28 protein-coding genes, 1 tRNA gene, 1 pseudogene and 1 riboswitch are annotated in these 24405 nt (G+C 39.3%); of the genes and pseudogenes, 26 read left to right on the top strand and 4 right to left on the bottom strand.

Annotation, left to right across the window (positions count from 1 at the left end; genetic code table 11):
• The first annotated feature begins 1 nt into the window (after nucleotide 1).
• The 5 genes from KTHG_RS07710 (at nucleotide 2) to KTHG_RS07690 (ending at nucleotide 5786) form a co-directional block, all read left to right on the top strand.
• A complete protein-coding gene (locus KTHG_RS07710) occupies nucleotides 2-775 on the top strand; it encodes an electron transfer flavoprotein subunit beta/FixA family protein (RefSeq protein ID WP_126989268.1) in 774 nt (257 codons plus the stop codon).
• 35 nt (nucleotides 776-810) lie between these two features.
• Nucleotides 811-1788, top strand: coding sequence for an electron transfer flavoprotein subunit alpha/FixB family protein (locus tag KTHG_RS07705; protein WP_126989269.1), 978 nt, complete (start codon nucleotides 811-813; stop codon nucleotides 1786-1788).
• Between the two features lie 221 nt (nucleotides 1789-2009).
• Complete coding sequence (gene trxA / locus KTHG_RS07700) at nucleotides 2010-2324, top strand: thioredoxin (protein ID WP_126989270.1); 315 nt, start codon at nucleotides 2010-2012, stop codon at nucleotides 2322-2324.
• A gap of 108 nt (nucleotides 2325-2432) precedes the next feature.
• The gene (gene uvrC, locus KTHG_RS07695) at nucleotides 2433-4205 is read left to right on the top strand and encodes an excinuclease ABC subunit UvrC (protein ID WP_126989271.1); all 1773 of its coding nucleotides are present in this window, start codon (nucleotides 2433-2435) and stop codon (nucleotides 4203-4205) included.
• 56 nt (nucleotides 4206-4261) lie between these two features.
• Nucleotides 4262-4445: riboswitch (Lysine riboswitch) on the top strand.
• Between the two features lie 111 nt (nucleotides 4446-4556).
• Nucleotides 4557-5786, top strand: coding sequence for an aspartate kinase (locus KTHG_RS07690; RefSeq protein ID WP_139992563.1), 1230 nt, complete (start codon nucleotides 4557-4559; stop codon nucleotides 5784-5786).
• Between the two features lie 224 nt (nucleotides 5787-6010).
• On the opposite strand, the gene KTHG_RS07685 is transcribed toward KTHG_RS07690, so the two are convergent.
• Nucleotides 6011-6430, bottom strand: coding sequence for a YslB family protein (locus KTHG_RS07685; protein ID WP_139992561.1), 420 nt, complete (start codon nucleotides 6428-6430; stop codon nucleotides 6011-6013).
• Nucleotides 6431-6703: 273 nt separating this feature from the next.
• Here KTHG_RS07685 and KTHG_RS07680 point away from each other — a divergent pair, with 273 nt between their 5' ends.
• From KTHG_RS07680 to KTHG_RS07635, 10 genes are all read left to right on the top strand, one after another.
• Nucleotides 6704-7315: a succinate dehydrogenase cytochrome b558 subunit gene (locus KTHG_RS07680; protein ID WP_126989274.1), complete on the top strand. Its 612-nt coding sequence runs from the start codon at nucleotides 6704-6706 to the stop codon at nucleotides 7313-7315.
• Nucleotides 7316-7374: 59 nt separating this feature from the next.
• A complete protein-coding gene (gene sdhA, locus KTHG_RS07675) occupies nucleotides 7375-9129 on the top strand; it encodes a succinate dehydrogenase flavoprotein subunit (RefSeq protein WP_139992559.1) in 1755 nt (584 codons plus the stop codon).
• Between the two features lie 2 nt (nucleotides 9130-9131).
• Nucleotides 9132-9899 (top strand): succinate dehydrogenase iron-sulfur subunit, encoded by a 768-nt coding sequence (gene sdhB, locus KTHG_RS07670; protein WP_139992557.1) that lies wholly within the window; start codon nucleotides 9132-9134, stop codon nucleotides 9897-9899.
• A gap of 131 nt (nucleotides 9900-10030) precedes the next feature.
• Nucleotides 10031-10480: an acyl-CoA thioesterase gene (locus tag KTHG_RS07665; RefSeq protein WP_139992555.1), complete on the top strand. Its 450-nt coding sequence runs from the start codon at nucleotides 10031-10033 to the stop codon at nucleotides 10478-10480.
• Between the two features lie 74 nt (nucleotides 10481-10554).
• Nucleotides 10555-10998, top strand: a complete 444-nt coding sequence (locus tag KTHG_RS07660; protein WP_126989278.1) for a MarR family winged helix-turn-helix transcriptional regulator — start codon at nucleotides 10555-10557, stop codon at nucleotides 10996-10998.
• A 10-nt stretch (nucleotides 10999-11008) separates the two neighbouring features.
• On the top strand, nucleotides 11009-11803 hold the full coding sequence (gene racE, locus KTHG_RS07655) for a glutamate racemase (protein WP_126989279.1): 795 nt from the start codon (nucleotides 11009-11011) through the stop codon (nucleotides 11801-11803).
• A gap of 89 nt (nucleotides 11804-11892) precedes the next feature.
• The gene (locus KTHG_RS07650; RefSeq protein WP_139992554.1) at nucleotides 11893-12483 is read left to right on the top strand and encodes an XTP/dITP diphosphatase; all 591 of its coding nucleotides are present in this window, start codon (nucleotides 11893-11895) and stop codon (nucleotides 12481-12483) included.
• Nucleotides 12484-12493: 10 nt separating this feature from the next.
• Nucleotides 12494-12988: a YfcE family phosphodiesterase gene (locus KTHG_RS07645; protein WP_139992552.1), complete on the top strand. Its 495-nt coding sequence runs from the start codon at nucleotides 12494-12496 to the stop codon at nucleotides 12986-12988.
• Nucleotides 12989-13068: 80 nt separating this feature from the next.
• Nucleotides 13069-13142 (top strand) — tRNA-Arg (locus KTHG_RS07640).
• Between the two features lie 150 nt (nucleotides 13143-13292).
• Nucleotides 13293-13694 (top strand): hypothetical protein, encoded by a 402-nt coding sequence (locus KTHG_RS07635; protein ID WP_222424333.1) that lies wholly within the window; start codon nucleotides 13293-13295, stop codon nucleotides 13692-13694.
• A gap of 168 nt (nucleotides 13695-13862) precedes the next feature.
• On the opposite strand, the gene KTHG_RS07630 is transcribed toward KTHG_RS07635, so the two are convergent.
• Nucleotides 13863-14303, bottom strand: a complete 441-nt coding sequence (locus tag KTHG_RS07630; RefSeq protein WP_139992548.1) for a hypothetical protein — start codon at nucleotides 14301-14303, stop codon at nucleotides 13863-13865.
• A 187-nt stretch (nucleotides 14304-14490) separates the two neighbouring features.
• Between KTHG_RS07630 and KTHG_RS21145 the strand changes: the two genes are divergently transcribed.
• On the top strand, nucleotides 14491-14640 hold the full coding sequence (locus tag KTHG_RS21145) for a hypothetical protein (protein WP_029499375.1): 150 nt from the start codon (nucleotides 14491-14493) through the stop codon (nucleotides 14638-14640).
• Between the two features lie 38 nt (nucleotides 14641-14678).
• Here KTHG_RS21145 and KTHG_RS07625 read toward each other — a convergent pair whose 3' ends face one another.
• Together KTHG_RS07625 and KTHG_RS07620 are read right to left on the bottom strand one after the other, a co-directional pair.
• The gene (locus KTHG_RS07625; RefSeq protein ID WP_139992546.1) at nucleotides 14679-15215 is read right to left on the bottom strand and encodes a cupin domain-containing protein; all 537 of its coding nucleotides are present in this window, start codon (nucleotides 15213-15215) and stop codon (nucleotides 14679-14681) included.
• A gap of 89 nt (nucleotides 15216-15304) precedes the next feature.
• Nucleotides 15305-15763: a DUF1307 domain-containing protein gene (locus tag KTHG_RS07620; protein ID WP_139992544.1), complete on the bottom strand. Its 459-nt coding sequence runs from the start codon at nucleotides 15761-15763 to the stop codon at nucleotides 15305-15307.
• 133 nt (nucleotides 15764-15896) lie between these two features.
• Here KTHG_RS07620 and KTHG_RS07615 point away from each other — a divergent pair, with 133 nt between their 5' ends.
• The 10 genes and pseudogenes from KTHG_RS07615 (at nucleotide 15897) to KTHG_RS07575 (ending at nucleotide 24386) form a co-directional block, all read left to right on the top strand.
• Complete coding sequence (locus KTHG_RS07615) at nucleotides 15897-17207, top strand: DUF2252 domain-containing protein (RefSeq protein WP_139992542.1); 1311 nt, start codon at nucleotides 15897-15899, stop codon at nucleotides 17205-17207.
• 20 nt (nucleotides 17208-17227) lie between these two features.
• Complete coding sequence (locus tag KTHG_RS21140) at nucleotides 17228-17371, top strand: hypothetical protein (RefSeq protein ID WP_186439523.1); 144 nt, start codon at nucleotides 17228-17230, stop codon at nucleotides 17369-17371.
• Nucleotides 17372-17483: 112 nt separating this feature from the next.
• Entirely contained in the window at nucleotides 17484-17951 is a 468-nt protein-coding gene (locus tag KTHG_RS07610) for an 8-oxo-dGTP diphosphatase (RefSeq protein WP_126991050.1), read from the top strand.
• 117 nt (nucleotides 17952-18068) lie between these two features.
• The gene (locus KTHG_RS07605; protein ID WP_139992540.1) at nucleotides 18069-18308 is read left to right on the top strand and encodes a hypothetical protein; all 240 of its coding nucleotides are present in this window, start codon (nucleotides 18069-18071) and stop codon (nucleotides 18306-18308) included.
• Between the two features lie 60 nt (nucleotides 18309-18368).
• Nucleotides 18369-18503: pseudogene (locus KTHG_RS07600) on the top strand (AraC family transcriptional regulator); the annotation flags it as partial.
• A gap of 546 nt (nucleotides 18504-19049) precedes the next feature.
• Nucleotides 19050-19511 (top strand): DUF1641 domain-containing protein, encoded by a 462-nt coding sequence (locus tag KTHG_RS07595; RefSeq protein WP_139992536.1) that lies wholly within the window; start codon nucleotides 19050-19052, stop codon nucleotides 19509-19511.
• Nucleotides 19508-20698: an NAD(P)/FAD-dependent oxidoreductase gene (locus KTHG_RS07590; protein WP_126991055.1), complete on the top strand. Its 1191-nt coding sequence runs from the start codon at nucleotides 19508-19510 to the stop codon at nucleotides 20696-20698. The genes KTHG_RS07595 and KTHG_RS07590 overlap by 4 nt, the downstream gene beginning before the upstream one ends.
• A gap of 152 nt (nucleotides 20699-20850) precedes the next feature.
• Nucleotides 20851-22341: a D-alanyl-D-alanine carboxypeptidase/D-alanyl-D-alanine endopeptidase gene (dacB, locus tag KTHG_RS07585; RefSeq protein ID WP_255512413.1), complete on the top strand. Its 1491-nt coding sequence runs from the start codon at nucleotides 20851-20853 to the stop codon at nucleotides 22339-22341.
• A 137-nt stretch (nucleotides 22342-22478) separates the two neighbouring features.
• Nucleotides 22479-23360: an HNH endonuclease gene (locus KTHG_RS07580; protein ID WP_139992532.1), complete on the top strand. Its 882-nt coding sequence runs from the start codon at nucleotides 22479-22481 to the stop codon at nucleotides 23358-23360.
• A gap of 33 nt (nucleotides 23361-23393) precedes the next feature.
• Nucleotides 23394-24386, top strand: a complete 993-nt coding sequence (locus KTHG_RS07575; RefSeq protein WP_139992530.1) for a tetratricopeptide repeat protein — start codon at nucleotides 23394-23396, stop codon at nucleotides 24384-24386.
• Nucleotides 24387-24405 lie beyond the last annotated feature (19 nt).

Here is a 24405-nt window from a genome sequence, read left to right as displayed (position 1 = left end):
TATGAACATCTTTGTATTAGTAAAAAGAACTTTTGATACGGAAGAAAAAATCGTTATTAACGGAGGTCAAATTCAAGAAGACGGTGCTGAATTTATCATCAATCCGTACGATGAATATGCCATCGAAGAAGCGATTAAAATCCGCGACGCTGAGGGCGGCGAAGTAACAGTACTGACAATCGGTAATGAGGAGTCAGAAAAACAACTTCGTACAGCATTAGCAATGGGCGCAGATAAAGCCGTATTAATCAACGCTGAAGAAGATTTAGATGATTTAGACCAATATACAATCTCAGCTATTTTAGCAGAATACCTAAAAGATAAAGAAGCAGACTTAATCCTAGGCGGTAACGTTGCAATCGACGGCGGCTCAGGTCAAGTAGCTCCACGTTTAGCAGAATTATTAGGCATTAACTATGTAACAACTATTACTTCTCTTGAAATTAGTGGCGGTAAAGCAAACATCGTTCGCGACGTTGAAGGGGATTCAGAAGAAATCGAAACAGCTCTACCTCTATTAATCACAGCACAACAAGGTTTAAATGAACCTCGCTATCCTTCACTACAAGGGATTATGAAAGCGAAGAAAAAACCGCTTGAAGAATTAGAGTTAGATGATTTAGACATCGATGAAGACGATGTAGAACCAAAAACAAACGTTGTGGAAATTTTCCTTCCACCAACAAAAGCAGCAGGTCGCGTACTTGAAGGTGAATTACCAGCTCAAGTGAAAGAATTAGTATCATTACTACATTCTGAAGCGAAAGTTATTTAACATCCTAAGTAAACAAATTGATGGGAGGATTTACAATGTCAAAAAAAGTAGTTGTTTTAGCAGAAGCACGTGAAGGCGCGTTACGAAATGTATCATTTGAAGCAATCGCAGCAGGTAAAACGATCTCTGGCGGCGGCGAAGTCGTTGCAGCATTATTCGGCCAATCAGTAGGTGACTTAGCAGGTGAGCTATTCGCTTATGGTGCTGACCGTGTTATTACAGTGGAGCACCCACACTTACAACATTATACTTCTGATGGTTTCGGTCAAGCGCTTAACGCCGTAATCGACCAAGAAGGCCCAGAAGCAATCGTGTTTGGTCACACAGCACTTGGTAAAGATTTATCACCAAAAGTTGCGGCAAAACTAGAAGCAGGTCTTATCTCAGACGTCACAAAAATCGAGGGTGAAGGCGATAGCGCACAATTTATCCGCCCAATCTACTCTGGTAAAGCGTTTGAAAAAGTGGAATCTCAAAGCTCTCCACTATTAGTATCTGTACGTCCGAATAACATCGAGCCTCTTGAAAAAGATGCATCGAAGTCGGGCTCTGCTGAAGCATTATCAGTAGATATTACAAACTTACGTACAATCGTGAAAAACGTTGTTCGTAAATCGACAGAAGGCGTTGACCTTTCAGAAGCGAAAGTAATCGTTTCTGGTGGTCGTGGCGTAAAGAGCTCTGAAGGCTTCGAACCATTAAAAGAGCTTGCTAATCTTCTTGGCGGTGCGGTTGGTGCATCTCGTGGTGCATGTGACGCAGAATACTGTGATTACTCACTACAAATCGGCCAAACAGGTAAAGTTGTAACGCCAGACCTTTATATCGCTGCAGGTATCTCTGGTGCAATCCAACATTTAGCGGGTATGTCGAATTCAAAAGTCATTGTTGCTATTAACAAAGACCCAGAAGCAAACATCTTCAACGTAGCTGACTACGGAATCGTAGGCGACTTATTCGAAGTAGTACCTCTTCTAATCGAAGAAGTTAAAGCGCTTCAAGTGAACGCGTAATTTTAAAAACACTGGGGAATCACAGCAATGTGGTTCCTCTTTTGTATTAAAAAAGATATGAAAGAGACGATTTTATAGGAAATCCGCATTGGATAAAAGAGATACCGGAAGATTCATTCGCTAGATTATGCGGATATATCTTTATATCAAGCAAAAAAGTCGCAGGCACCCTTGAAATGTGCTAAACTTTCGATAATGAGAACTAAGGAGGCTATATAATTATGGCAATTAAACATGCAACAGACGCGTCATTCCATGGCGATATTGAAAAAGGTTTAGTATTAGTAGATTTCTGGGCAACTTGGTGTGGACCATGTAAAATGATCGCGCCAGTTCTTGAAGAACTAGCACCTGAAATCGAAGGACAAGCAGAAATCGTAAAAGTAGATGTTGACCAAAACCAACAAACAGCTGCTGAATTCGGTATTATGTCAATTCCTACACTTGTATTATTCAAAGATGGCGAATTAGTAGATAAAGTTGTTGGTTACCAACCAAAAGAAGCTTTAGCTGAATTCGTATCAAAACACGCTTAATAAGCAACAACATATAGAAAGAAGAGCGCTTGTGCTACGGCATAAGCGCTCTTTTTTTGTGAACGCCTGTTCGATTTTGTATAATGAGTATATGAGGGGGGAACGTCGTTGAATGACTTATTAAAACAAAAGCTCGCCATCTTACCGGATAAGCCGGGTTGCTACTTAATGAAGGACCGCCAAGGAACGATTATTTATGTAGGGAAAGCGAAAGTTTTAAAAAATCGTGTGCGCTCGTATTTTACCGGTTCACATAATGCGAAAACGGAGCGCTTAGTTAGTGAAATTGTCGATTTTGAATACATTATGACATCCTCGGATATGGAAGCCTTTTTACTAGAGCTTAATCTAATTAAATTACATGACCCAAAATATAATATTATGCTGAAGGATGATAAAACATATCCTTATTTGAAAATAACAAATGAACGCTATCCACGCCTAATGATTACGCGTAAAGTGAAAAAGGACCGCGCAAAATACTTTGGTCCTTATCCAAACGGCTATGCCGCTGCTGAAACGAAGAAGCTACTAGATCGTTTATATCCATTACGCAAATGTGATCCGATGCCAAATCGCGTTTGTCTCTATTATCATATTGGCCAGTGTCTTGCGCCTTGTGTCAAAGACATTCCTAAGGAAACCTATGATGACATGAAGCAGGAAATTTCACGCTTTTTAAAGGGTGGGCAGGATGATGTCAAAAAAGAATTAACGAAGAAAATGTATGAGGCCTCTGAGCAGCTTGATTTTGAGCGAGCAAAGGAATTTCGAGACCAAATTGCGCATATCGAAAAAGTTGTAGAACATCAAAAAATTATTATTAATGACTTCACAGATCGCGATATTTTTGGTTATGCGGTCGATAAGGGCTGGATTTGTGTACAGGTCTTTTTTGTACGTCAAGGCAAGCTAATCGAGCGTGAAGTATCGATGTTCCCGTCCTACGGAGAGCCGGAAGAAGAATTTTTAACATTTGTGGCGCGCTTTTATGAAAAAGGGCATTTGCTACCGAAGGAAATACTCGTCCCACAACAAATTGATGCGAAGATGCTAGAAGAGGCGCTGCATGCTACTGTACTACAGCCACAAAAGGGTAAGAAAAAAGAATTGCTAGAGCTTGCGACGCAAAATGCGCAAAACTCGATTGATGAGAAATTTAAGCTGATTGAGCGTCAAGAGGAGCGCACGATTGGAGCCTGTGAGGAACTAGGGGATGCATTACAAATCGTTACACCGCTGCGCATCGAAGCCTTCGATAACTCACATATTTTTGGCGCCGATACCGTCTCTGCAATGGTTGTATTCGTTGACGGTAAGCCGAGTAAAAAGGATTATCGTAAATTTAAAATTCAGCAGGCAGAGGCGCATGATGATTACGGAGCGATGCGTGAGGTCGTACGTCGTCGTTATACACGGATGCTACGTGATGACCAGCCTTGGCCTGATTTAATCGTCACAGATGGTGGTAAAGGGCAAATGGAGGTCGTGCGCGAGGTGCTAGAGGATGAGCTAGGGCTCGATATTCCGATTGTGGGTCTGGCAAAGGATGATAAGCACCGTACGAAGCAGCTGCTATACGGTATGCCACCGGAGCTTGTGCCACTCAAGCATAATAGTGAGGCCTTTTATTTATTACAGCGTATACAAGATGAAGTGCACCGCTTTGCGATTACGTTCCATCGTCAGTTGCACCAAAAAAATGCGATTACGTCGGTATTAGATGAGATACCAGGCGTTGGTCCAAAGCGAAAGCAGCAACTACTGCGTCATTTCGGCTCGATTAAGAAAATTAAAGAAGCAGATGAGGCACAATTAGTAGAAGCTGGACTACCAAAATCATTGAGTAATACCGTAATTGCGTATTTTTCAAAAAAATAATTGTCCTTTTCCAAATATTGTGATAATGTTAAAGCACCAAATGAAATCACTAGATTAGTGATGATAGAGGCGCGGAACTCTAATAGTAAACATTCTTAGGTTGGATAGAACCGGTGAGGAGTGTTGAAAGGGGAGGCCGCCGAAATGGTTAGGAAATCTATTCTTTCTAACTGTTGGTTCTACATTTAAGAAATGTGGAATTGTCAGAATCAGCAATGGTTCTGGAGGGCTATCACACATGAATGTTCGAACGATGAACGTACATGCGAAGGTCGGCCTAAAATTTAGGTCGGCCTTTTTTTGATTCATGTTGACTGCCTGACATAGACAATATGTGGGGAGCGAATAAATTTGAGTACTTTAGTTGTAAAATTTGGCGGTACTTCGGTAGCGACAACAGAACGAATTCAGCACGTAGCACAGCGAATTCAAAAGGAATATAAAAAAGGTCATAGCATTGTGGCCGTTGTATCTGCAATGGGGAAAACGACCGATCAACTTGTCGCAATGGCAAATGAGATAGCAACGACTCCTTCAAAACGTGAAATGGATGTTCTGCTAACAACAGGTGAGCAGGTGACAATTTCATTATTATCGATGGCGCTTCAATCTTTAGGCATTGAAGCACAGTCTTTTACAGGGTGGCAAGCGGGCATTGTGACGGAGCAAGTACCGAGCAATGCACGTATTGAAAACATTCAAGCAAAAACGATTCAGCAAGCATTAAATGAGCATAAAATTGCTGTTGTAGCGGGTTTCCAAGGCATTGATGCACAAGGGAATATTACGACGCTCGGTCGAGGTGGCTCGGATACGACAGCGGTGGCACTTGCGGCAGCTCTTGGCGCAGAACGCTGTGATATTTACACCGATGTGGACGGCGTGTATACAAGTGACCCACGCTATATTAAAGGCGCGCGTAAGCTACAGGAGATGTCTTATGATGAAATGCTTGAACTCGCACATTTAGGCGCGGGTGTGCTTCATCCACGTAGCGTGGAGGTCGCTAAAAATCATCGTATGCCGATGACTGTTCGCTCGAGTTATGAAGAAGTTGAGGGAACGATTTTGAAGGAGGAAGTTATAGTGGAAAAAAATCTAGTAGTGCGCGGAGTTGCCTTTGAAGAGCAAATCGTGCGTATGACCGTTTATTATAATGAAAGCTATACTGGCTCACTTGCCAATATTTTTACAACATTAGCTAAAAATCATATCAATGTTGATATTATTGTACAGGCGCTTGTCGCACAAGGCAGTCCAACGGTGTCATTCTCTGTTAAAGAATCACAGTTACAAGAGACATTAACCGTTTTAGCAGCACATAAAAGTACATTAGGCTATGACCATATCGAGCATGAGAGTCAATTAGCAAAAGTATCGATTGTTGGCTCAGGTATGGCCTCTAATCCAGGAGTTGCGGCGGCGATGTTTGACCGTCTATACCGCGAAGGCATCGGTGTGAAGATGGTTAGTACATCTGAAATCAAAGTGTCGGTCGTAGTAGCGCATGAAGATATGTTAAAAGCAGCCAATGCTCTACATGAGGAATTTGAATTAAGTAAAGTTTCAGTAGAAGTTTAAACGGAAAAGAAATAAAAAAAAGAGTAGTCTTTTGTGTAGGCAAATGTCCAGTTATCCAAGTGGAAATTGAACAGAAATCTCTAAAAATTTTGAGTTTCTTCTATTTAAAAATGAAATGACATGAAAGGCATCAATAATAAACGATTATTTTCATAAATCAGTCATTTTATTATATAAAAAAAGGATTGCGGCTTTCGCAATCCTTTTTTTGAGCATTGAAGGAATTAACGTTCGATTGGATCTTTTAAATCCCATTTTACATGGAAGGTTACGCTGTTTTTTCGTTCATGCTTATCATCTAGACATTCTGTAAGAAGTCCAGACATATTTTGGTGCTGCTCAGCTAAAAAGCCAGCTTCTAAGCGGAAGCAACGATGTGTAATATGTAGTAAATCTTCAGCACCTGATAATGTAAAGAACGCTTCATCTTTTGATTGTTTATCAAGTGTTAAGGTGCCCCAACTAGCATCTGCAAAAAATTGTAATACTTCTTCTAGTGTCGTAGCGGGGAATTTGCGTGCTAGCTCTTTACCAGCCCAGTAGAGAATATCTTCTTCATTTTTACCTAAGATAGAAGACAGAATATGGTCTCGAATAAGCTCGTAGCCAAACGCAGAAACATTTTGTGTTAATTCTTGCGACATATGACCACTTCTTTCTTAAAATTTGTCTAAAATTTGAATGAGATAGAAAATATTTGCTCGAAATAGATAATTCAACTCATTTATAGCGGTTTCCACACGTATAGGACGCTTTGAAATTGCTTTGGTTTCCTTGACGCTCAATAGTTATGAGAGTACAATGAACTTGTCATAATATTGTACCATGATAAAGCTTGTAGTGAAACCATACGTTAGCGAATCTAACGATGGTTAATCTTGTGCTGCAAGTTTTAAGTACTGAGGGGGGTAACAGTCTTGGCGAAAGAAAAAGAGTTTTATTGGCGTCGACTACATTCACTACTTGGTTTAATTCCTGTAGGTCTGTTTTTAGTGTTCCATTTATTAGTCAACTTCCAAGCTACTAAAGGTGTAGAAGCTTTCAACGAAGCAGCAGGCTTAGTTGAAAAAATGCCATTCTTATTAGTTTTAGAATGGGTTGTAATTTATATTCCATTAATGTTCCATGCATTCTATGGTGTATATATTGCATTTACTGCAAAATCAAATCTAAAACGTTTTGGTACAACACGTAACTGGTTCTTCATGTTACAACGTTTATCAGGTATTTTCTTAGTAATTTTCATTGCTTGGCATATCTGGCAAACACGTTTACAAAAAACGCTTGCAGATGCTGAAGTTAACTACGATATGATGGCTGACATCGTATCAAACCCAGCAATGTTAGCATTCTACATTGTTGGTATCATCGCAGCTACATTCCACTTATCTAACGGTATCTGGTCATTCTTAGTTAGCTGGGGTATTACACAATCTAAACAATCTCAAAAAGTTGCAACTTGGGTAACAATGATTTTCTTTGTATTGCTATCTGTAGTAGGCGTAATGGCAATTTTAGCTTTCGTTTAATCGATAAGCTAATTTATTGAAAACGCTAACTACTATTTGAACGAGGAGTGAGAAAAAACATGGCGAAAAGCAAACTTCTAGTTGTTGGCGGCGGTTTAGCCGGCTTAATGACTACAATGAAAGCTGCTGAAATGGGCACAGAAGTAGAATTATTCTCATTAGTTCCGGTTAAGCGTTCACACTCTGTATGTGCGCAAGGCGGAATGAATGGTGCCGTTAATACTAAAGGTGAAGGGGACTCACCTTGGATCCACTTTGATGATACTGTTTATGGCGGTGACTTCTTAGCAAACCAACCACCAGTAAAAGCAATGTGTGAAGCAGCACCTGGTATCATCCACTTACTAGACCGTATGGGCGTTATGTTCAACCGTACACCAGAAGGTCTTTTAGATTTCCGTCGTTTCGGCGGTACAATGCATCACCGTACAGCGTTCGCTGGTGCAACAACTGGTCAACAACTTCTATACGCACTTGACGAACAAGTACGTAAATGGGAAGTAGAAGGCTTAGTTACAAAATTCGAAGGCTGGGAATTCCTAGGCCTAATCTTAGATGAACAAGGCGTATGTAAAGGTATTAAAGCACAAGACCTTGCAACTCACGAAATCCGTGCATTCCGTGGTGACGCAGTTGTTATGGCAACTGGTGGCCCTGGTATCATCTTCGGTAAATCAACAAACTCAATGATCAACACTGGTTCTGCAGCATCTATCGTGTACCAACAAGGTGCTAAATACGCAAACGGTGAAATGATTCAAATCCACCCAACAGCAATCCCTGGCGATGACAAATTACGTCTAATGTCAGAATCTGCTCGTGGTGAAGGTGGCCGTATCTGGACTTATAAAGACGGTAAACCTTGGTACTTCTTAGAAGAAAAATATCCTGCGTACGGTAACTTAGTACCTCGTGATGTTGCGACTCGTGAAATCTTCGACGTATGTATCAACCAAAAATTAGGTATTAACGGTGAAAACGTTGTATACCTTGACTTATCTCACAAAGATCCACACGAATTAGATGTTAAACTTGGTGGTATTATTGAAATCTACCAAAAATTCGTAGGTGATGATCCTCATAAAGTACCAATGAAAATCTTCCCAGCAGTTCACTATTCTATGGGTGGTTTATATGTAGATTACGATCAACATACAACAATCCCTGGTTGCTTCGCTGCAGGTGAATGTGATTACTCTCAACACGGTGGTAACCGTCTTGGCGCTAACTCATTACTTTCAGCTATCTACGGTGGTACTGTAGCTGGTCCAAACGCAGTTAACTACATTAAAGGTTTAGACAAACACGTTGAAGACCTTCCATCTAAAATTTATGATGATGCAGTTCGCGAAGAACAAGCTAAATGGAATGAAGTTATCTCAATGGATAAAGGTAACGAAAATGCTTACCTTCTTCACAAAGAGCTTGGTGAATTAATGACAAACAACGTAACAGTTGTTCGTTACAACAAACAATTACAAGAAACACTTGAAAAATTAGCTGAATTCAAAGAACGTTGGAACAACATCAACGTAAATGATACAGCTAAATGGTCTAACCAAGGTGTTCAATTTACTCGTCAATTACGTAACATGCTTGCGCTTGCAAACGTAATTACAAAAGGTGCGTTACTACGTGATGAATCTCGTGGTGCTCACTACAAACCTGAATTCCCTGAACGTGACGATGAGAACTTCTTAAAAACAACAATTGCTGAATTCACACCGTCATTTGATCCAATTATCACTTACGAAGAAGTTGATTGCTCTATGATCAAACCTCGTAAACGTGACTACACAGGAGGTGCTCACTAATCATGGCAGAACAAAAAACAATTACTGTTAAAGTAAAACGTCAAGATAGTCCAGAGGCATCGACTCGTTGGGAAGAATTCGAAGTTCCTTACCGCCCAAATATGAACGTTATCTCTGTTCTTATGAAAATTCGTGAGAACCCAGTAACTACAAGCGGTAAAAAAACTACTCCAGTAGCATGGAACATGAACTGTTTAGAAGAAGTTTGTGGCGCATGTTCAATGGTTATCAATGGCCGTCCACGTCAATCATGTTCAGCTCTTGTTGACCAATTACAACAACCACTTACAATCGAACCAATGAGCACATTCCCAATTATCCGTGACTTACAAGTTGACCGTTCACGCATGTTCGACTCACTTAAAAAAGTTAAAGCTTGGGTTCCAATCGATGGTACGTACGATTTAGGTGAAGGTCCTCGTTTACCAGAACGTAAACGTGAATGGGCTTATGAGTTATCAAAATGTATGACTTGTGGTGTTTGCTTAGAGTCATGCCCTAACGTAAACTCTGGCTCTTCATTCATGGGTCCAGCTCCTTTATCACAAGTTCGTTTATTCAACACTCACCCAACTGGTGCAATGGTGAAAGACGAACGCTTAAACGCTATTATGGGAGACGGCGGTCTTGCTAACTGCGGTAACTCTCAAAACTGTGTTCAAGCATGTCCTAAAGGTATTCCTTTAACAACTTCTATTGCTTCACTTAACCGTGCTGCAACAGTTCAAATGTTCAAAAACTTCTTCGGTTCTGACCACATGGTCGACTAAGAATATTGAACAAAAGCCACTCGCTTCTGCGGGTGGCTTTTTTGTTTGTAAAAAGAAAATATGTGCAATTACGAGAAAAAGTTGGTAAAATATGAGAATGAACAACTATTCATTTATTTAGGGGGATTTACATGTTACCAGCATATATTGAAGATGTACAAACATGGTTGGCTGATTTTTATTATTTCGAGGATATTAAAGTACGTTTTTGTGAAACAGATTTATTTGGTCATATGAATAATACCGTACCGTTTATTTATTTTGAGCAGGTACGTACAGCGTATATGGAAAATAGCGGCTTAATGGCACAAGAGCTTGAGCCAGGTGTCTTCGGTGTGCCGGTCATGGCAAATCTTCATTGTGACTATGTGCAACAGGCCTACTACAACGATGTGTTAAAGGTTGGTGTGAAAATAGCACGTGTTGGTCGCTCATCGATTGATATGCATTATGTTGCACTGAAGAGGCAAGAAATTATTTTTACAGGCACAAGCACAGTCGTACAAATGAATAAAAATACAGGGAAATCTATAGCGTTCAATAATGAGCAATTAGAGTCACTTGCCGGAACAGTTAAATAATTCAGAAATGACTTGCTTATTAAGGCATTTAAAGTCAAAATAGAGGTTATATATACTTTACGGGAGTGATTTTAATGCCGCATGACGAGTTAACTGAAAATATTTTAAGTGTCGAAAAAAGTTTGCGACATATCGCCGGAAACATTAAACAAAAAGGTCGCGAAATTTTGAGTAATTATACAATTACGCCACCACAATTTATCGCGCTTCAGTGGTTAGATGAACTTGGGGACATGACAATTGGCGAACTTTCTACTAAAATGTATTTAGCGTTTAGTACAACAACTGATTTAGTCGATCGTATGGAACAGAAAGAATTAGTCATTCGTTCTCGCGATACGAAAGATCGTCGTGTGGTCCGTGTACATTTGTTGGAAAAGGGTAAACAAATTATTACGGAGGTTGTTGAAAAGCGACAAGGCTATTTACAAGACGTTGTTAAAGATTTTGACGATTCGGAAGTGGAGGTTCTTTCAACACTCCTCTTACGAATGTATCAAGAAATGAAAGAGGAATGAGGCGGTTAACGTGAATGCTCCAATTGGAGTTATTGATTCAGGTGTTGGTGGCTTAACCGTTGTAAAAGAAATGCTTCACTATTTACCTAATGAAGAGATTTACTATATCGGTGATACAGCGCGCTGCCCATACGGTCCAAGAACGCCTAAAGAAGTCGTGAAATTTACATGGCAAATGGCGAATAAACTGGAAGAGATGGGTATAAAAATGCTTGTCATTGCATGCAATACGGCAACATGCGTAGCATTAGAAAGTCTACAAAAACATAGCAACATTCCAATCATCGGTGTCATCAATGCAGGTGCACAAGCCGCAATCAAGGCGACGAAAACACATGATATCGCAGTTATCGCAACAGCGGGTACAGTGAAAAGCGGGGCGTATGAAAATGCCGTAGCATCACTTTATTCATCAAGTAAAATTTCATCGCTTGCATGTCCACCGCTTGTGCCACTTGTCGAAAGTGGCGAGTATGAAAGTGAATTTGCTTTTGACTTAGTGAAAAAGACATTACAACCATTAGAAAAAAATCAGTTTGACACATTAATTTTAGGATGTACCCATTATCCAATTATTAAAGATTTGATTCAACGTGCAGTTGGCGACCAGGTACATATCGTATCGTCAGCTACTGAGACAGCGAAGCAAGCATTAGATATTCTACAATTCAAAGGTATCGAACGAAGTGCCACAACTGCACCACAACATCGATTTTTTGCAACAGGCTCATTGCCAATCTTTAAAGATATCGCAACGAACTGGCTACCAATCGATGACGTGAATGCAGCGCGCATTACGTTATAACAAACAAGGGGCTGTCCCGCAGGAGCTTTTCTTCAACAGAAGAAGGTTTTGCATGGCAGCTCCTTTTCTACATATGGAGGGAATTAATTATGAAACAAGTCGTTATCGCTACAAAAAACAAAGGGAAAGCACATGATTTTGAAGCCATCTTTAAACCACTTGGCTATGATGTATTAACACTATTTGATGTCGCACCAAGCATGGATATTGAGGAAACAGGAACAACATTTGAGGAAAATGCCATTTTAAAAGCAGAGGCACTAGCAAAAGATTTACAGCAATTAGTCATTGCCGATGATAGTGGCTTAGAAGTGGATGCACTAAACGGCGAACCAGGCGTTTATTCAGCACGTTACGCAGGCGACCATGATGATGAAGCGAATATCGATAAAGTGCTTGAAAAGCTCTCAGAAACGCCAGATAAGGACCGTACAGCACGTTTCGTATGCTGCCTAGCAATCACAGGTCCAGAGATGGACACGATGACTGTAAAAGGCTACTGTGAGGGTCAAATCTTACGTGAACGCCGAGGAGAGGCTGGCTTTGGCTACGATCCGATTTTCTACATGCCAGAGCTCGGCAAAACATTAGCACAAGTAAGCGCAGAGGAAAAAGGCAAGGTGTCTCACCGAGGCAATGCACTGCGTTTATTAACAGAAAAATTAGCAGGTAAATTATAGGAGGGATTCGATGAAGATTGTCGTATTAAGTGATACGCATGGAGATGCTGCAATTATTCCTGATGTGATCGCAGCACATCCAGATGCAGCGTATTATTTCCATTGTGGCGATAGTGAGCTTGCTTATGAGGATGTGCATATAAAAGATTGTAAACGTGTACGCGGGAACTGTGATTATGATGTGAACTATCCAGTAGAGGAAGTGGTCGATGTCGAGGATAAGACGGTATTTATGACACATGGTCATTTATTTAATGTCAAAACGACACTGACACCACTTGCGATGCGTGCACAGGAGGTTGGTGCCAATATCGTTTTATTTGGTCACTCGCATGCTTTAGGCGCTGAATTAGTTGATGGCACACTCTTTTTAAACCCTGGTAGCCTCAAATCACCACGTGGCCGTAAAGAAAAAAGCTATGCGGTTATTGAGACAACAGCCGATAGCTATAGCGTTACATTTTTAGACGATCAACATCAGCTCATTACAAAAATTAATTTCTAATTCTATATTAAAAAAATTTATTGACGCTTATAGAAACGTCCTATATAATAAGTATTGTCCTAATCGAATTAGGCAATACCGTCTCAGTAGCTCAGCTGGATAGAGCAACGCCCTTCTAAGGCGTCGGTCGGGGGTTCGAATCCCTCCTGGGACATCAAGGTGTCATCGAAAAACGCATTAAATTCTTATTAGATAAGAATTTAATGCGTTTTTTGTTTTCTAGAAAATGATAAAATAAAGAGAATATGGCATAGGGAAGTGGAGAATAATCGATTATTATCTTGTATTGCTTGTGGGTATTGTGATGGCGGCTGGCAGTATCTTTCTTTTAATCATAATGGTTAAGGACCGGGTTTTCCCGTTTTTAAGTATTTTAAAAACGCTCGGGCTATTTGTAGTGGGAATCGGGCTACTCGTATTTACGGTACCGGATTTAAAATCAATTGTGGCAAAAGACTATGACAAGCTAGAGGGGAAATGTACGATTGATACCGCTAAAAGTGGGCGACATCATACGACGAAAACGTATTTTGATATGGTGTATTTAGACGAGGAAATTAGGAGTAAGGGGAAACCCGAGCTACCCGCATATGGCGAGGCCAATCCATATTATTGTGAGATTACGGTAAGTCACAATCATCAGTTTGAAATGGATTACAAAGTATATGACTGGAAGACAAGAGAATTGCTTGAGACGAGTGACTAACAGTACATACGAGAATAGGAATGAAATCACTAGGAGAGGGTTTTCAATATTTCAAGCTAAATTGCGATGATATTTTGAGCATATTGAAGCGGAATTTTAAACGATAGAAAGCCATATATAAACATGAAAACCCCCACCGTATTCAAACGACGGTGGAGGTTTTATTTATTAGCGCATATTTGTTAGGATAGACGAACGATTATCTTGCATTTTTTTAATGAAATTAGTCATTGTATCAAATGCTTCGTTGCGTTTATTTGATAAGCTTTGAAGACGAAGCGTATCCATTTGCTGCGAATTGGCTAGCGTATCCATTTGTTGTTTAATCAATGCTCTTTCCTCTTCATTCTTACAAGTAGCTAACCGTTCATTAAGTTTTGAAATCTCAGCATTTCGTACTTGTACCTGTTCTAGCTGATTCTTTAGTTGATCTTCCAATAAACCTGCGCGCTGACTTTGCACGGCCAATAATGCGTTCTCGAGATCCATACCTTGCAAGCTTGATAAATTTGTTTGTGCTGCAGTTGTTACTGTAGTTGCAGACGAGTGTCCAGCACCTGTAAATAATAAAGCAACAGCCATACTACTACTAATTAAACGTTTTTTCATTGTAAACCTCCATTCATTTTTAGTGGTAGATTACCACTTCTTACTACCTATCCTATAGGCCAAAGGTTAAGATGAGGTTAAAAAGAAAAAATAAGGTAGCATCTTTTTCCAAACATTCTCTTTACACGAATCGACGAAAATAATGTATAGTAGTATGGTTACGTTAACAAAAAGTAGGTGAACCAAAATGGGAAAATATCAATTAGATTCAAAAGGCCAGGCAGCAGTAACGAAGTTCCACGAAAAAAACAAGCCGGCTCAGTCCAATAAACAAGAACGTCTTGCACAATTACGTGAGGCATATTTACAAAAGAAACAAGCAAAGCAAGGGAAATAATAAGAAAGAGGCTTTCACATGTGTGAGAGCCTCTTTTTTTATGCTTCAATATAATATTTTTCTAATTCTTTTAACGTACCGTTTTTCTCAGCTTTCGCTAAAATGCGCTTCGCAATAAAGCGTTGAATACTAATTGGAATACCAGCAATCCATGTGTTTTGGAAGTACAGGATAATAGCTAGATGGGTAAATTTTTTCGGATTACCTTTATCATCTGTTAGATTATCGTCCATCAGTCCGTAATGAATGCGCACAGACGTCTCAAAATCACAACGTGGTGTTAGTGTCACACGGAATGTTACCGGCTCTGGATGTGCATTTGTGAAGCGGTGTGCCTGTTTTAGACGAACAAGTGCTGCATCACCTGGCTTTAAAATGGTCGTTTTTTTATTTACAGTGACCGTTAGTTGACCGCTAATGACTTCAAAATTTTCCTCATAGCGGTCATGCTTATGTAGTGGTGGGCCATCCCCGTTGGCTGGTAGTGTTACTTCAATAATGGTGTAGTCTTTCGTGCGTTCGACAAACGTAATTTGTTCGCCTGTATAACGGTGTTTTACGGTAGTTGGCAACATAGTCTAATCCCCTTTAAATCAATACATTTAGTGTAACAGAAACAGTCGAAATTGCCTATGTCCTTTTTCGCCCTACAATAGCTTACAAATTACTCCTCAAGCTTCTTAAAACCATTTTCTTTTAAAAGCATTTCGGTCTTGATTTTATTTACTTGAACCGGATTTGTCGATTCTACTTCAAAGGTAACGCCCCGCAAGTTTTCAAGTGCCTCTAAATGTTCGATTTTATCATAATCAATCGTCAAATTGGTTGCAATCGCATTCCTTTTATAATTTGCTTTATAGCGTATACCAGCTTCGTGATTATATTCTTGCTCAGCATCTAAATTCGCTTCACGTGCAGCTTCTTTTGAAGCGTAGCCAAGCGTTTTATATGACATCGTCGTTTCAATATGCTGTTTTGTAATAGTATCATCTACATAATAATTTTTGACGGTCATGTCGATGCCGTCTTGCTGCATTTCATAGGTTGCTGTATCTTCTTGTGTGCAAGCACCTAATAAAAAACTTGTACCGACCAGTAGGGTACATAGTGTGCGTTTCATCATTCGAATCACCAACCTTTTCTTTTTTTACGTTGTTAAGTGTATCGAAATGGAGGGTAATAATATAGGCAAAACAGTGAAATTACATGAAATTGATAGCTTCGTTACATAGTTGAAATATTAAAGGAGGAGTTCGATGCCGATTAATAATGAACGTGTGAAACATACACGCCAAGCTTTGCGTAAGCATTTTATTGAAACCGTGCTACATGAATTTGATGTGGACTGTATGGGACTAAGTGAGGCACAGCGCCAAGCAAAGTATGACAAGATGCAGGAGAGTGCGTACCGATTTTTTAGAGGGAGTGCCTATTTATTTTACTATGATGTGACGAAGATTCCATCGCTTTATCATACGCCTGAGCATAGACCCGTATGGATTCAAGGAGATATGCATATGGATAATTTCGGATGCTTCCAAAATGAAGCGGGACAAATCGTTTTTGACGCCAATGATTTTGATGAAGGCTATGTTGGTTCCTATTTATACGATATTTTGCGCATGAGTACGAGCATTGCGCTTTATGCCGATGAGCAAGGACGCACAGCTGAAGAGCAGCGGACATTCATTCGGACGTTTACGGAAAGCTATTATAAGCAACTAGCACGTTTTGTGGCGAACGAACAAGATCCGCTAACGCTTGTATTCACAGTAGACAATACGAAAAAACCGATAAAAAAAGTATTAAAGAAATTAGAAAAGCGTAAGCGCAATCATCTCTTAGCCGACATTACGTACAGTAATGAGCGAGGCGAACGCGTATTTCATTTTGACGAAGAGGTGCAGCCAGTAACGGGACATGAGGCGATGCAAATTGGGGAGGTTATGCAGGACTATATAAAGACGCTTGAGAAAAAACATGTGCCCAATGCACAGCATTTTCGCATTAAAGATATTGCGCGTAAATACGGCTCAGGGACGGCTTCTATTGGCCTAAGCCGCTATTATATTTTGATTGAGGGCGGGCTAGAAGCGGGAGGTCATGATGATTTGGTGCTTGAAATGAAAGAAGCACGTCCGCCAGTGCCAGCTTATTTTCTACCCTACAACGAAACATTTTGGCAGAAACATCCGCATCAAGGAGAACGCGTTGTAGCGACACAAAAAGCGATGCATCATTTAAATGATCCGTATGTTGGCTATATGACTATTGGCGATAAGGAGTTTTATATTCGTGAACGGTCCCCATATAAAAAGAAAGTGAAGCCGAACGATTTAGTGACGGAGAAGGATTATAAGCGGACGGTTGAGACGATGGGCTGTGTCGCGGCGAAAATCCATACGCGTGCAGATATCGAAGGGGCATATCGTAGCGCAGAAGAAATTTTAGAGGCGATTACTGACAAAGAGCAGTTTATTCACTATGTATCGTATGCGACATTTATGTATAAGGAGCAAGTGAAGAGAGATTATGAAACATTTAAGACGGCCATAATTCTCCGATAAAGGAATGAGGGGGGGATTATATGCCAATACCATTTGAAAAAGAAGTACATTGTAAAAAATGTGGAGTAGTCATTAAAACAATAAGACTTGGGGATGCGATAAAGCCAGAGGAACTGCTTATTTTAGTAAATAGCTATTGTAAAAAATGTCGTCATCAAAAATAAATAAGCGGGAGATTTCAATTTCCTGCTTGTTCAATTTTTAAGCGCTATTGTAGGATTGAAATCAATATTTTAAAAGCAGTATGATAAGTGTAGAAAAGGGGCGTGAACAAATATGATTAATACGGATATTTATACGATGTGTATTGTGAAGAAAGAAGAGCGTATTTTATTACTAAATCGTCCACCAGAACGAGGCTTTCCAGGGTATCTAGGGCCGGGTGGTAAAGTGGATTTTCCTGAGAGCATTGCAGAAGGTGCAGCTCGTGAAGTTTTTGAAGAAACAGGGCTCAAGGTGAAAAATCTCATCTATAAAGGTGTGGATGGCTATGCGGATACGAAAAATAATTATCGCTATATGGTATTTAATTATGTCGCAACAGATTTTGAAGGTACATTACTCGAACATCCACCAGAAGGCGAATTGTGCTGGGTTACATTAGATGAAGCAATGTCATTACCAATGCAGCCATGGTTTAAACGTCGATTTCCATTGTTTTTTGAAGAGGGGGTGTTTGAAATTCACGGAGAATGGAATGAAAGTAGGCAAGAGGTGGAAGGATATAGAATCCATAAAATGTAATTTTGTGTAAAAACCAATTCCTTTTGGCGCCTTTTTTAAAGTACGCGAAATTTCTCTCGAAAATTCATTTATTTTGTCGCTAAATTAGATGTTGGCAATCGTGAAGGAGGAATTTTTGTGGGAGTAGACGAAGAACGTTTAGTTATTGAAGAAACGTTTCATATCCCAGTAACTGTTGTGCATAATGCAACAAAAGAAATTTTACATACAATGGCTTATATAGGGGCTCAACCTTTTATTGCACAAGTTATTAAAAAAACATTTCCTAAAGAATGGGCGTCTTATCAAAAATGGCGTGTTAATAATATCGAATGCTATTATCTTTTTAAGCGACAGACAACTACGATTATTGTTTGACCTGTCGTACATTTTCGCTTTTCATTAGCACATTTTACTGATGAAATACGCGTTACATATGCAATGATTGATGAAGGAAAGGTCAATCACTCTATTGCGAAGTTGCTTCACTTTCATGATCAAAGCCATTTTACAAAAGTTTTAAAAAAATTCACAAACTGTACACCAAAGCAGTTTCGCAGTATTTATAGTTAGCGGTATCCTGTTTTCTTTAAAAACTTAAGTATTCATTTCGGCGATTTATAACGATTTATGTTATGATAGTGAAGGTGTTAAATATTTTAACGTTAAAATATTTAAAGATTCATAGAAGTTTTGAAAAAATTCTATGAAAAAAAGTTATTGAAAGAATTTTCAGTTAATCACTATAGGAATTATCGTTAGACAGGTGTATAATCCTTTGTGAAAGGCTTCACGAAATCGTAAAAAGGAAGTTTTCCGAATGCGTGCAAATCTCGATAAACAACTGTTTTTCAAAGTAATCTATGTTAAAATTGATTTGAGATTTGTTGACAACACCTATTTGAACAGTCTTGAACATTCGCATTATGTTACTTGTTATTTGTCGTTTCTTCACTTCATTGAATGGAAGTTTGATGAAGTAATGGAAAGTTGCACCGCGACGATGGGCGATGCCTGAAAGATCATTTAGAAGCGCATTACACTAGAGCAAAATGCTCTTAGACACAAATTTCACGTTTGTGAAGTCACAGAAATAGTTATTGTAAAGGAGAATTGGATATGTCAGAACAGACTACTCAATCACAACAACCAGCAGTAAACCAACAACAATTAGACGTACTTGACCAATTATTAGATCCACAAGTACAAGCTTCATTAACAGCTTTAGTGAACGAATTACCAAAACTTGCAGAAATGGTGACAACTCTTACACAAGTGTATGATGTGGCACAAGGTCTTGCTACAGATACGGTATTCAAAAATGATATGGTCAACGCGACTTCTGAAATCGTAGGACCAGTCGTAAAATCTGCAAAAGGTTTAGCTGCAACTGCAATTGAAGCAAAAGACCGCGCAGATGTAAGCCACGAACAAATCGGCTTATTCGGCATTTTAAAATTAATGAAAGACCCACAAGTACAAAGCGTATTCCGTTTTGCAAATGCTTTCTTAGAAGTTTCAAAAGAAAACAAAACCACTAATATTCCACAACACTTAGTAACATGGAGGTTTAACCAATGAAAAAAATCGTCATTTTAGGTGCAGGTTACGGCGGCGTATTATCTGCATTAACAGTTCGTCAATATTTAGATGGCAACGAAGCCGAAGTAACTGTTGTTAACAAATACCCAACACACCAAATCATCACGGAATTACACCGTCTAGCAGGTGGCACAGTAAACGAAAAAGCAGTTGCTTTTGACTTAGGAAAATTATTCCGCGGCAAAGACATCAAGCTAAAAATCGCAACTGTTGAATCATTCTCAGTAGACAACAAATCAGTAAAATTAGATAACGGTGAAAACTTATCATACGACGCATTAGTTGTCGCATTAGGTTCAAAAACAGGCTACTTCGGTATTCCGGGACTTGAAGAAAATTCATTCGTTCTAAAATCAGTTGAAGATGCGAACACAATCCGTGAACACATCATCTCTAAAATCAAATCATTCGCTGAAACAGGTAACAAAGCTGATGCCACAATCGTTATCGGTGGTGGTGGTCTAACAGGTGTTGAACTTGTTGGTGAAATCGTTGATAATATGCCGAAAATCGCAGCAAAATACGGCGTAAAAGCATCTGATTTAGACATTAAATTAGTGGAAGCTGGCCCACGTATTTTACCAGTACTTCCTCAAGAATTAATCGAACGCGCGACAAAATCACTTGCAGACCGCGGCGTTGAATTCTTAACAGGTCTTCCTGTAACAGGCGTTGAAGGCAATGTTGTGTCACTTAAAGATGGCCAAAAAATCGAAGCAAACACAGTCGTTTGGACAGGTGGCGTAGCCCAATATCCAATCGTAGAAGAATCAGGTTTAGTTTGTAACCGCGGGAAAGCCGTAGTAAATGACTTCTTACAATCAGATTCTCACCAAGATGTATTCGTTGTAGGGGATGCAGCAGCAGCTTACGCACCAGGTGCAAACAAAGAAACAGATCGTCCATATGCGCCAACAGCTCAAAATGCTTGGCAAATGGGTGAATTAGTTGGGTACAACTTATTCGCTTATTTAACAGGCAAAGAAATGAACGAATTCGCACCAGTAGATTCTGGTACACTTGCGTCACTAGGTCGTAAAGACGGCGTCGCAACAGTTGGTGGCAACAGCACACAACTAAAAGGTTTACCAGCATCATTAATGAAAGAAGCGTCTAACATTCGCTACTTATCTCACATTAAAGCACTTTACGGTTTAGCTTACTAAGCCATATAGATTTTGAAGAGGCTTTGCATAGTGCAAAGCCTTTTTTTAATGCACACAAAAAAGGTGTTAAAATTTGTAATCAAAAAGTAATATAAATTTGTTATTGTTTGCACCTATAATAAAACGAGAGAGGGGCGAATGACGTGAATAAAATGAAACGTGTATCGTTCGCAAGTGCTTTAGCAGGGCTATTTCTATTTAGTCCCGTTATGGAATCACAGGCGGCAACAACTAATACGACACAAAAAGAAATTTTAACAAATTCGACAATAAAAACATTAAATAAAACATTAGAAGATTCAACATTAACAACAGGTATTAGCGTACGAGATGCAAAAACGGGTAAAATTTTGTATACATATAATGCCAAAAATTTAATGTCGACGGCATCGAATATGAAATTATTAACAGGTTCTGCAGCACTTAGTACATTAGGTGAAAATTATCGCTTTACAACAACGGTAAAAACGACCGGGAAATTAAAGAAAAATGGCACACTAATGGGGGACATTTATTTAGTTGGACAAGGGGACCCGACGCTGCATAAATCAGATTTGACGCATTTCGCGAAAGTATTAAAAGCAAAAGGAATCAAAAAAATTAGTGGCCATGTGTACGGTGATGAGAGCTGGTTTGATAATAAATATTTAGCGCCAGGCATTAATAAAGCTGATTCATTAACGTATTACGGTGCACCCGTATCTGCACTCGCAACATCACCAAACAAAGAATATGATACCGGCACAGTCGTTGTTTATGTGAAGGGCGATAAAGAGGGGAAGGAACCAAAAGTAGCCTTTAGCGCAAAAGGTCATTTAAAAGTTGTGAATAAAGCAAAGACCGTCAAAAAAGGCGATACAACAGCAATTAAAATTTCACGTAAATATGGAACAAATAAAGTATATGTAACAGGGAAAATTGCAGAAGGTTCAAAAACCGATAAATGGATTTCAGTGGATGATCCATCCAAACATACGATGACAATTTTTACGACGGAATTAACAAAAGCCGGTATTACACTAAAAAATCCTGCGTATAAATTAGCAGTTACACCGAAAAAAGGTACGACTACACGTATTACAGATAAATCTGTCCCACTTAAATCGATTATGGTGCCATTTATGAAATTAAGTAATAATGGGATTGCAGATACATTAACAAAAACAATGGGTAAAAAAGTATTCAATAAAGGGACAAATGCAAGCGGCGTGAAAGCAATTCAAACATATGCGACAGCTCATTCTGTGTCAGCGAAGAATTGGACGTATATTGATGGTTCGGGCTTATCACATCAAGATAAAGTAACCGCAAATCAAATGACGAAATTTTTATACCATGCACAAAAGGAAAAATACTATAAAACATTGTACACAAGCTTACCAGTCGCAGGAAATGATGAACGTATGGTAGGCGGCACATTACGTTACCGCTTTACAACAGCTGATATGACCAATCGTATTGTGGCAAAAACAGGTTCAATTAATAATGTACGTACATTAAGTGGCTATATGACCCAAAAAGACGGAGATCCACTAATTGTGAGTGTCTTAACAAGCGGGTCATCTTCAACGGCCTTGATTGACTCCGTTGTTACAACAATTATTAATGATGATGTAGTTGTCACAGCTAAGAAAACAAAGTAATAGGCTAGATAAAGCAGGAATCCTCGTCATATAGAGGGTTTCTGCTTTTTATTTTGCTTTTGTTGCAAGCATTTTGTTCTCTCGTCAGAATGTGTATACTTAGAAGTAACGAAACTATCAACGAATGAGGGAATGTTATGAACGGGTTAATCGTCATGCAAGGTGAAACATATGAAGAGGAGCGCAAACAATCGCTTCTTCAAACAGCTATTTTTGACCGATCAGGCGCGCGCAATTTTTCATGGGAATATATGAATGATTTAGTGCCGGGGGATTTAGTGATGCATTATGTGAAAGGGCAAATTAAAGCACTTAGTGTTGTCAAAGAGCCGACGCATATTGTGACAGATGAGGCAGGGCAAAAAAAATACCGGGCAAAGGTGGCGTATACTGATTTAGAACGACCATTAGACATTGCGCCTTTATTTGAAAACATTCGTCCATTGTTACCTGAAAAATATGCGCCATTCCAACAAGATGGTAGTGGCAATAGCGGCTATTTATTTCCGATTCATGTAGAATTAACGCTTTATTTAATTAAGCAATTGCGAATTGTTGTCGAGGATCAATTGATTCAGCCGACTTTATTAGAGGAAACAAGTAATTTGACGGTGTCGTTGTTAGGAAAACTCCGTGATTGGCAAACAGCATTTATCGCACAACGTGATGAATTCTTACAACAACGACGTCTTGATGCACTAACAGAGCATACGAACTGTGCCATTTGTGGGGCGGCATTTGCACCTTTATTAGATGTGCCGTTTATAAAAGCACCTGAAAAATGTACACAAGAAGAGCGACTTGATAAATATAATGCGCTTGTACTTTGTCATAATCATCATATGTTGTTTAAGGAAGGGCTTGTGACGATGAATGATAAAGGGCAGCTACTCGTATCCGAGCGTTTAATGGATGATCAGTATGCACTTGGTTTGTATGAGGGACAACAAGTTGTGCTTGTAAAAGAGCAGAAAAAGTATGTGAAATGGCATAGGAATCAAGTGTTTCAGTCAATATAATATGATATGATTTTGCAAAAGGAGCGTCCGAGCATGCCAAAGAAAAAATACATTACAAAAGAGAACGTTATTATGTTTCCAGGTACGCTGGAACGTTTTAAGACGCAAGCGCATCATTATGCGGAAAATTATCAATATGACTTAGCTATTGAAGCGTTTGAAAAAGTGTTGGCGTATGAAGAAGGTGATGAGCAATTACTCAGTGCCTATGCTTTTTCATTATTTGAAGTGAAGCGTTTTGAAGAAGCCCGTGCCATTTGCGAAGAATTATTCGCGATGGGTACAGATATGTATATTGAAGTGATGGAGCTTTATTTATCAACTTGTATGGAATTACGTGAATTTCAACATGTGGAAGCTATTATTTCACAATTGATGACGGAAAATGTTATTCCACCGCAATCATTCGAGCAATTTGAACATATTCGCGCCTTGAATGGTCGCATCGCGGCTTCTGAGCGTAACAAAGAAGAGCAAACGCATGTTGAAGAGCAACTAGATGAATCTAATTATTTACTCGATGCTTTTTTTGAACAATCTTTATTAAAACAAGTTCAATTACTACGTACTCTGCAACAAACGAATGTGCGTCCGATTGCGAAACGTTTAAAAAACATTATTGAATCAGAAGATGTTCATCCGATGGTGCAATCGATTGCGCTCTATATTTTGGTAGAGCAAGAAGTATCGATTTATGTAGAAGTATCAAAATTTGGTCACACAGAACTTGTTAATACGGCGACGCTTGTACTGCCTGAAAATATGGAAATTGTCGCTCGTGTACTAGAACTTGTCGAAAATAAGCTAGAACAAGAAGTTTCAACGTGTGACATGGTACAATATTTAATAGCGCGTCACGTGCTCGTTACGTATCCGTTTGCATGGTTTGACTATGAGGCGGAAGAGATCGTAGAAGGCTATATTGATTATGTACATCAGATGTTTGGCCACCCTGCACAAAGCAATTCCGAATTGCAAAACTTTTTTGCAGAACTCGAAAAATTTTCAGAGCTCCCTGAAGCGTGAAAATGAGTTGAAAGTGAAC

It is taken from the genome of Kurthia sp. Dielmo (assembly GCF_000307285.2).
Lineage (GTDB): Bacteria > Bacillota > Bacilli > Bacillales_A > Planococcaceae > Kurthia > Kurthia populi.
This window is presented reverse-complemented; position numbering and strand designations above follow the sequence as displayed.

What these genes read in the sequence shown, in the direction of transcription:
- sdhB (WP_139992557.1), top strand. Translation starts at nt 9,132, where the DNA reads ATGGCAGAACAAAAAACAATTACTGTTAAAGTAAAACGTCAAGATAGT.
- KTHG_RS07635 (WP_222424333.1), top strand. Translation starts at nt 13,293, where the DNA reads ATGGCGGCTGGCAGTATCTTTCTTTTAATCATAATGGTTAAGGACCGG.
- dacB (WP_255512413.1), top strand. Translation starts at nt 20,851, where the DNA reads ATGAAACGTGTATCGTTCGCAAGTGCTTTAGCAGGGCTATTTCTATTT.
- KTHG_RS07665 (WP_139992555.1), top strand. Translation starts at nt 10,031, where the DNA reads ATGTTACCAGCATATATTGAAGATGTACAAACATGGTTGGCTGATTTT.
- KTHG_RS07595 (WP_139992536.1), top strand. Translation starts at nt 19,050, where the DNA reads ATGTCAGAACAGACTACTCAATCACAACAACCAGCAGTAAACCAACAA.
- KTHG_RS07620 (WP_139992544.1), bottom strand. Translation starts at nt 15,763, where the DNA reads ATGATGAAACGCACACTATGTACCCTACTGGTCGGTACAAGTTTTTTA.
- KTHG_RS21145 (WP_029499375.1), top strand. Translation starts at nt 14,491, where the DNA reads ATGGGAAAATATCAATTAGATTCAAAAGGCCAGGCAGCAGTAACGAAG.
- KTHG_RS07710 (WP_126989268.1), top strand. Translation starts at nt 2, where the DNA reads ATGAACATCTTTGTATTAGTAAAAAGAACTTTTGATACGGAAGAAAAA.
- KTHG_RS07660 (WP_126989278.1), top strand. Translation starts at nt 10,555, where the DNA reads ATGCCGCATGACGAGTTAACTGAAAATATTTTAAGTGTCGAAAAAAGT.
- sdhA (WP_139992559.1), top strand. Translation starts at nt 7,375, where the DNA reads ATGGCGAAAAGCAAACTTCTAGTTGTTGGCGGCGGTTTAGCCGGCTTA.
- KTHG_RS07575 (WP_139992530.1), top strand. Translation starts at nt 23,394, where the DNA reads ATGCCAAAGAAAAAATACATTACAAAAGAGAACGTTATTATGTTTCCA.
- KTHG_RS07645 (WP_139992552.1), top strand. Translation starts at nt 12,494, where the DNA reads ATGAAGATTGTCGTATTAAGTGATACGCATGGAGATGCTGCAATTATT.
- KTHG_RS07590 (WP_126991055.1), top strand. Translation starts at nt 19,508, where the DNA reads ATGAAAAAAATCGTCATTTTAGGTGCAGGTTACGGCGGCGTATTATCT.
- KTHG_RS07615 (WP_139992542.1), top strand. Translation starts at nt 15,897, where the DNA reads ATGCCGATTAATAATGAACGTGTGAAACATACACGCCAAGCTTTGCGT.
- KTHG_RS07705 (WP_126989269.1), top strand. Translation starts at nt 811, where the DNA reads ATGTCAAAAAAAGTAGTTGTTTTAGCAGAAGCACGTGAAGGCGCGTTA.
- trxA (WP_126989270.1), top strand. Translation starts at nt 2,010, where the DNA reads ATGGCAATTAAACATGCAACAGACGCGTCATTCCATGGCGATATTGAA.
- KTHG_RS07625 (WP_139992546.1), bottom strand. Translation starts at nt 15,215, where the DNA reads ATGTTGCCAACTACCGTAAAACACCGTTATACAGGCGAACAAATTACG.
- KTHG_RS07650 (WP_139992554.1), top strand. Translation starts at nt 11,893, where the DNA reads ATGAAACAAGTCGTTATCGCTACAAAAAACAAAGGGAAAGCACATGAT.
- KTHG_RS07630 (WP_139992548.1), bottom strand. Translation starts at nt 14,303, where the DNA reads ATGAAAAAACGTTTAATTAGTAGTAGTATGGCTGTTGCTTTATTATTT.
- KTHG_RS21140 (WP_186439523.1), top strand. Translation starts at nt 17,228, where the DNA reads ATGCCAATACCATTTGAAAAAGAAGTACATTGTAAAAAATGTGGAGTA.
- KTHG_RS07610 (WP_126991050.1), top strand. Translation starts at nt 17,484, where the DNA reads ATGATTAATACGGATATTTATACGATGTGTATTGTGAAGAAAGAAGAG.
- KTHG_RS07580 (WP_139992532.1), top strand. Translation starts at nt 22,479, where the DNA reads ATGAACGGGTTAATCGTCATGCAAGGTGAAACATATGAAGAGGAGCGC.
- KTHG_RS07685 (WP_139992561.1), bottom strand. Translation starts at nt 6,430, where the DNA reads ATGTCGCAAGAATTAACACAAAATGTTTCTGCGTTTGGCTACGAGCTT.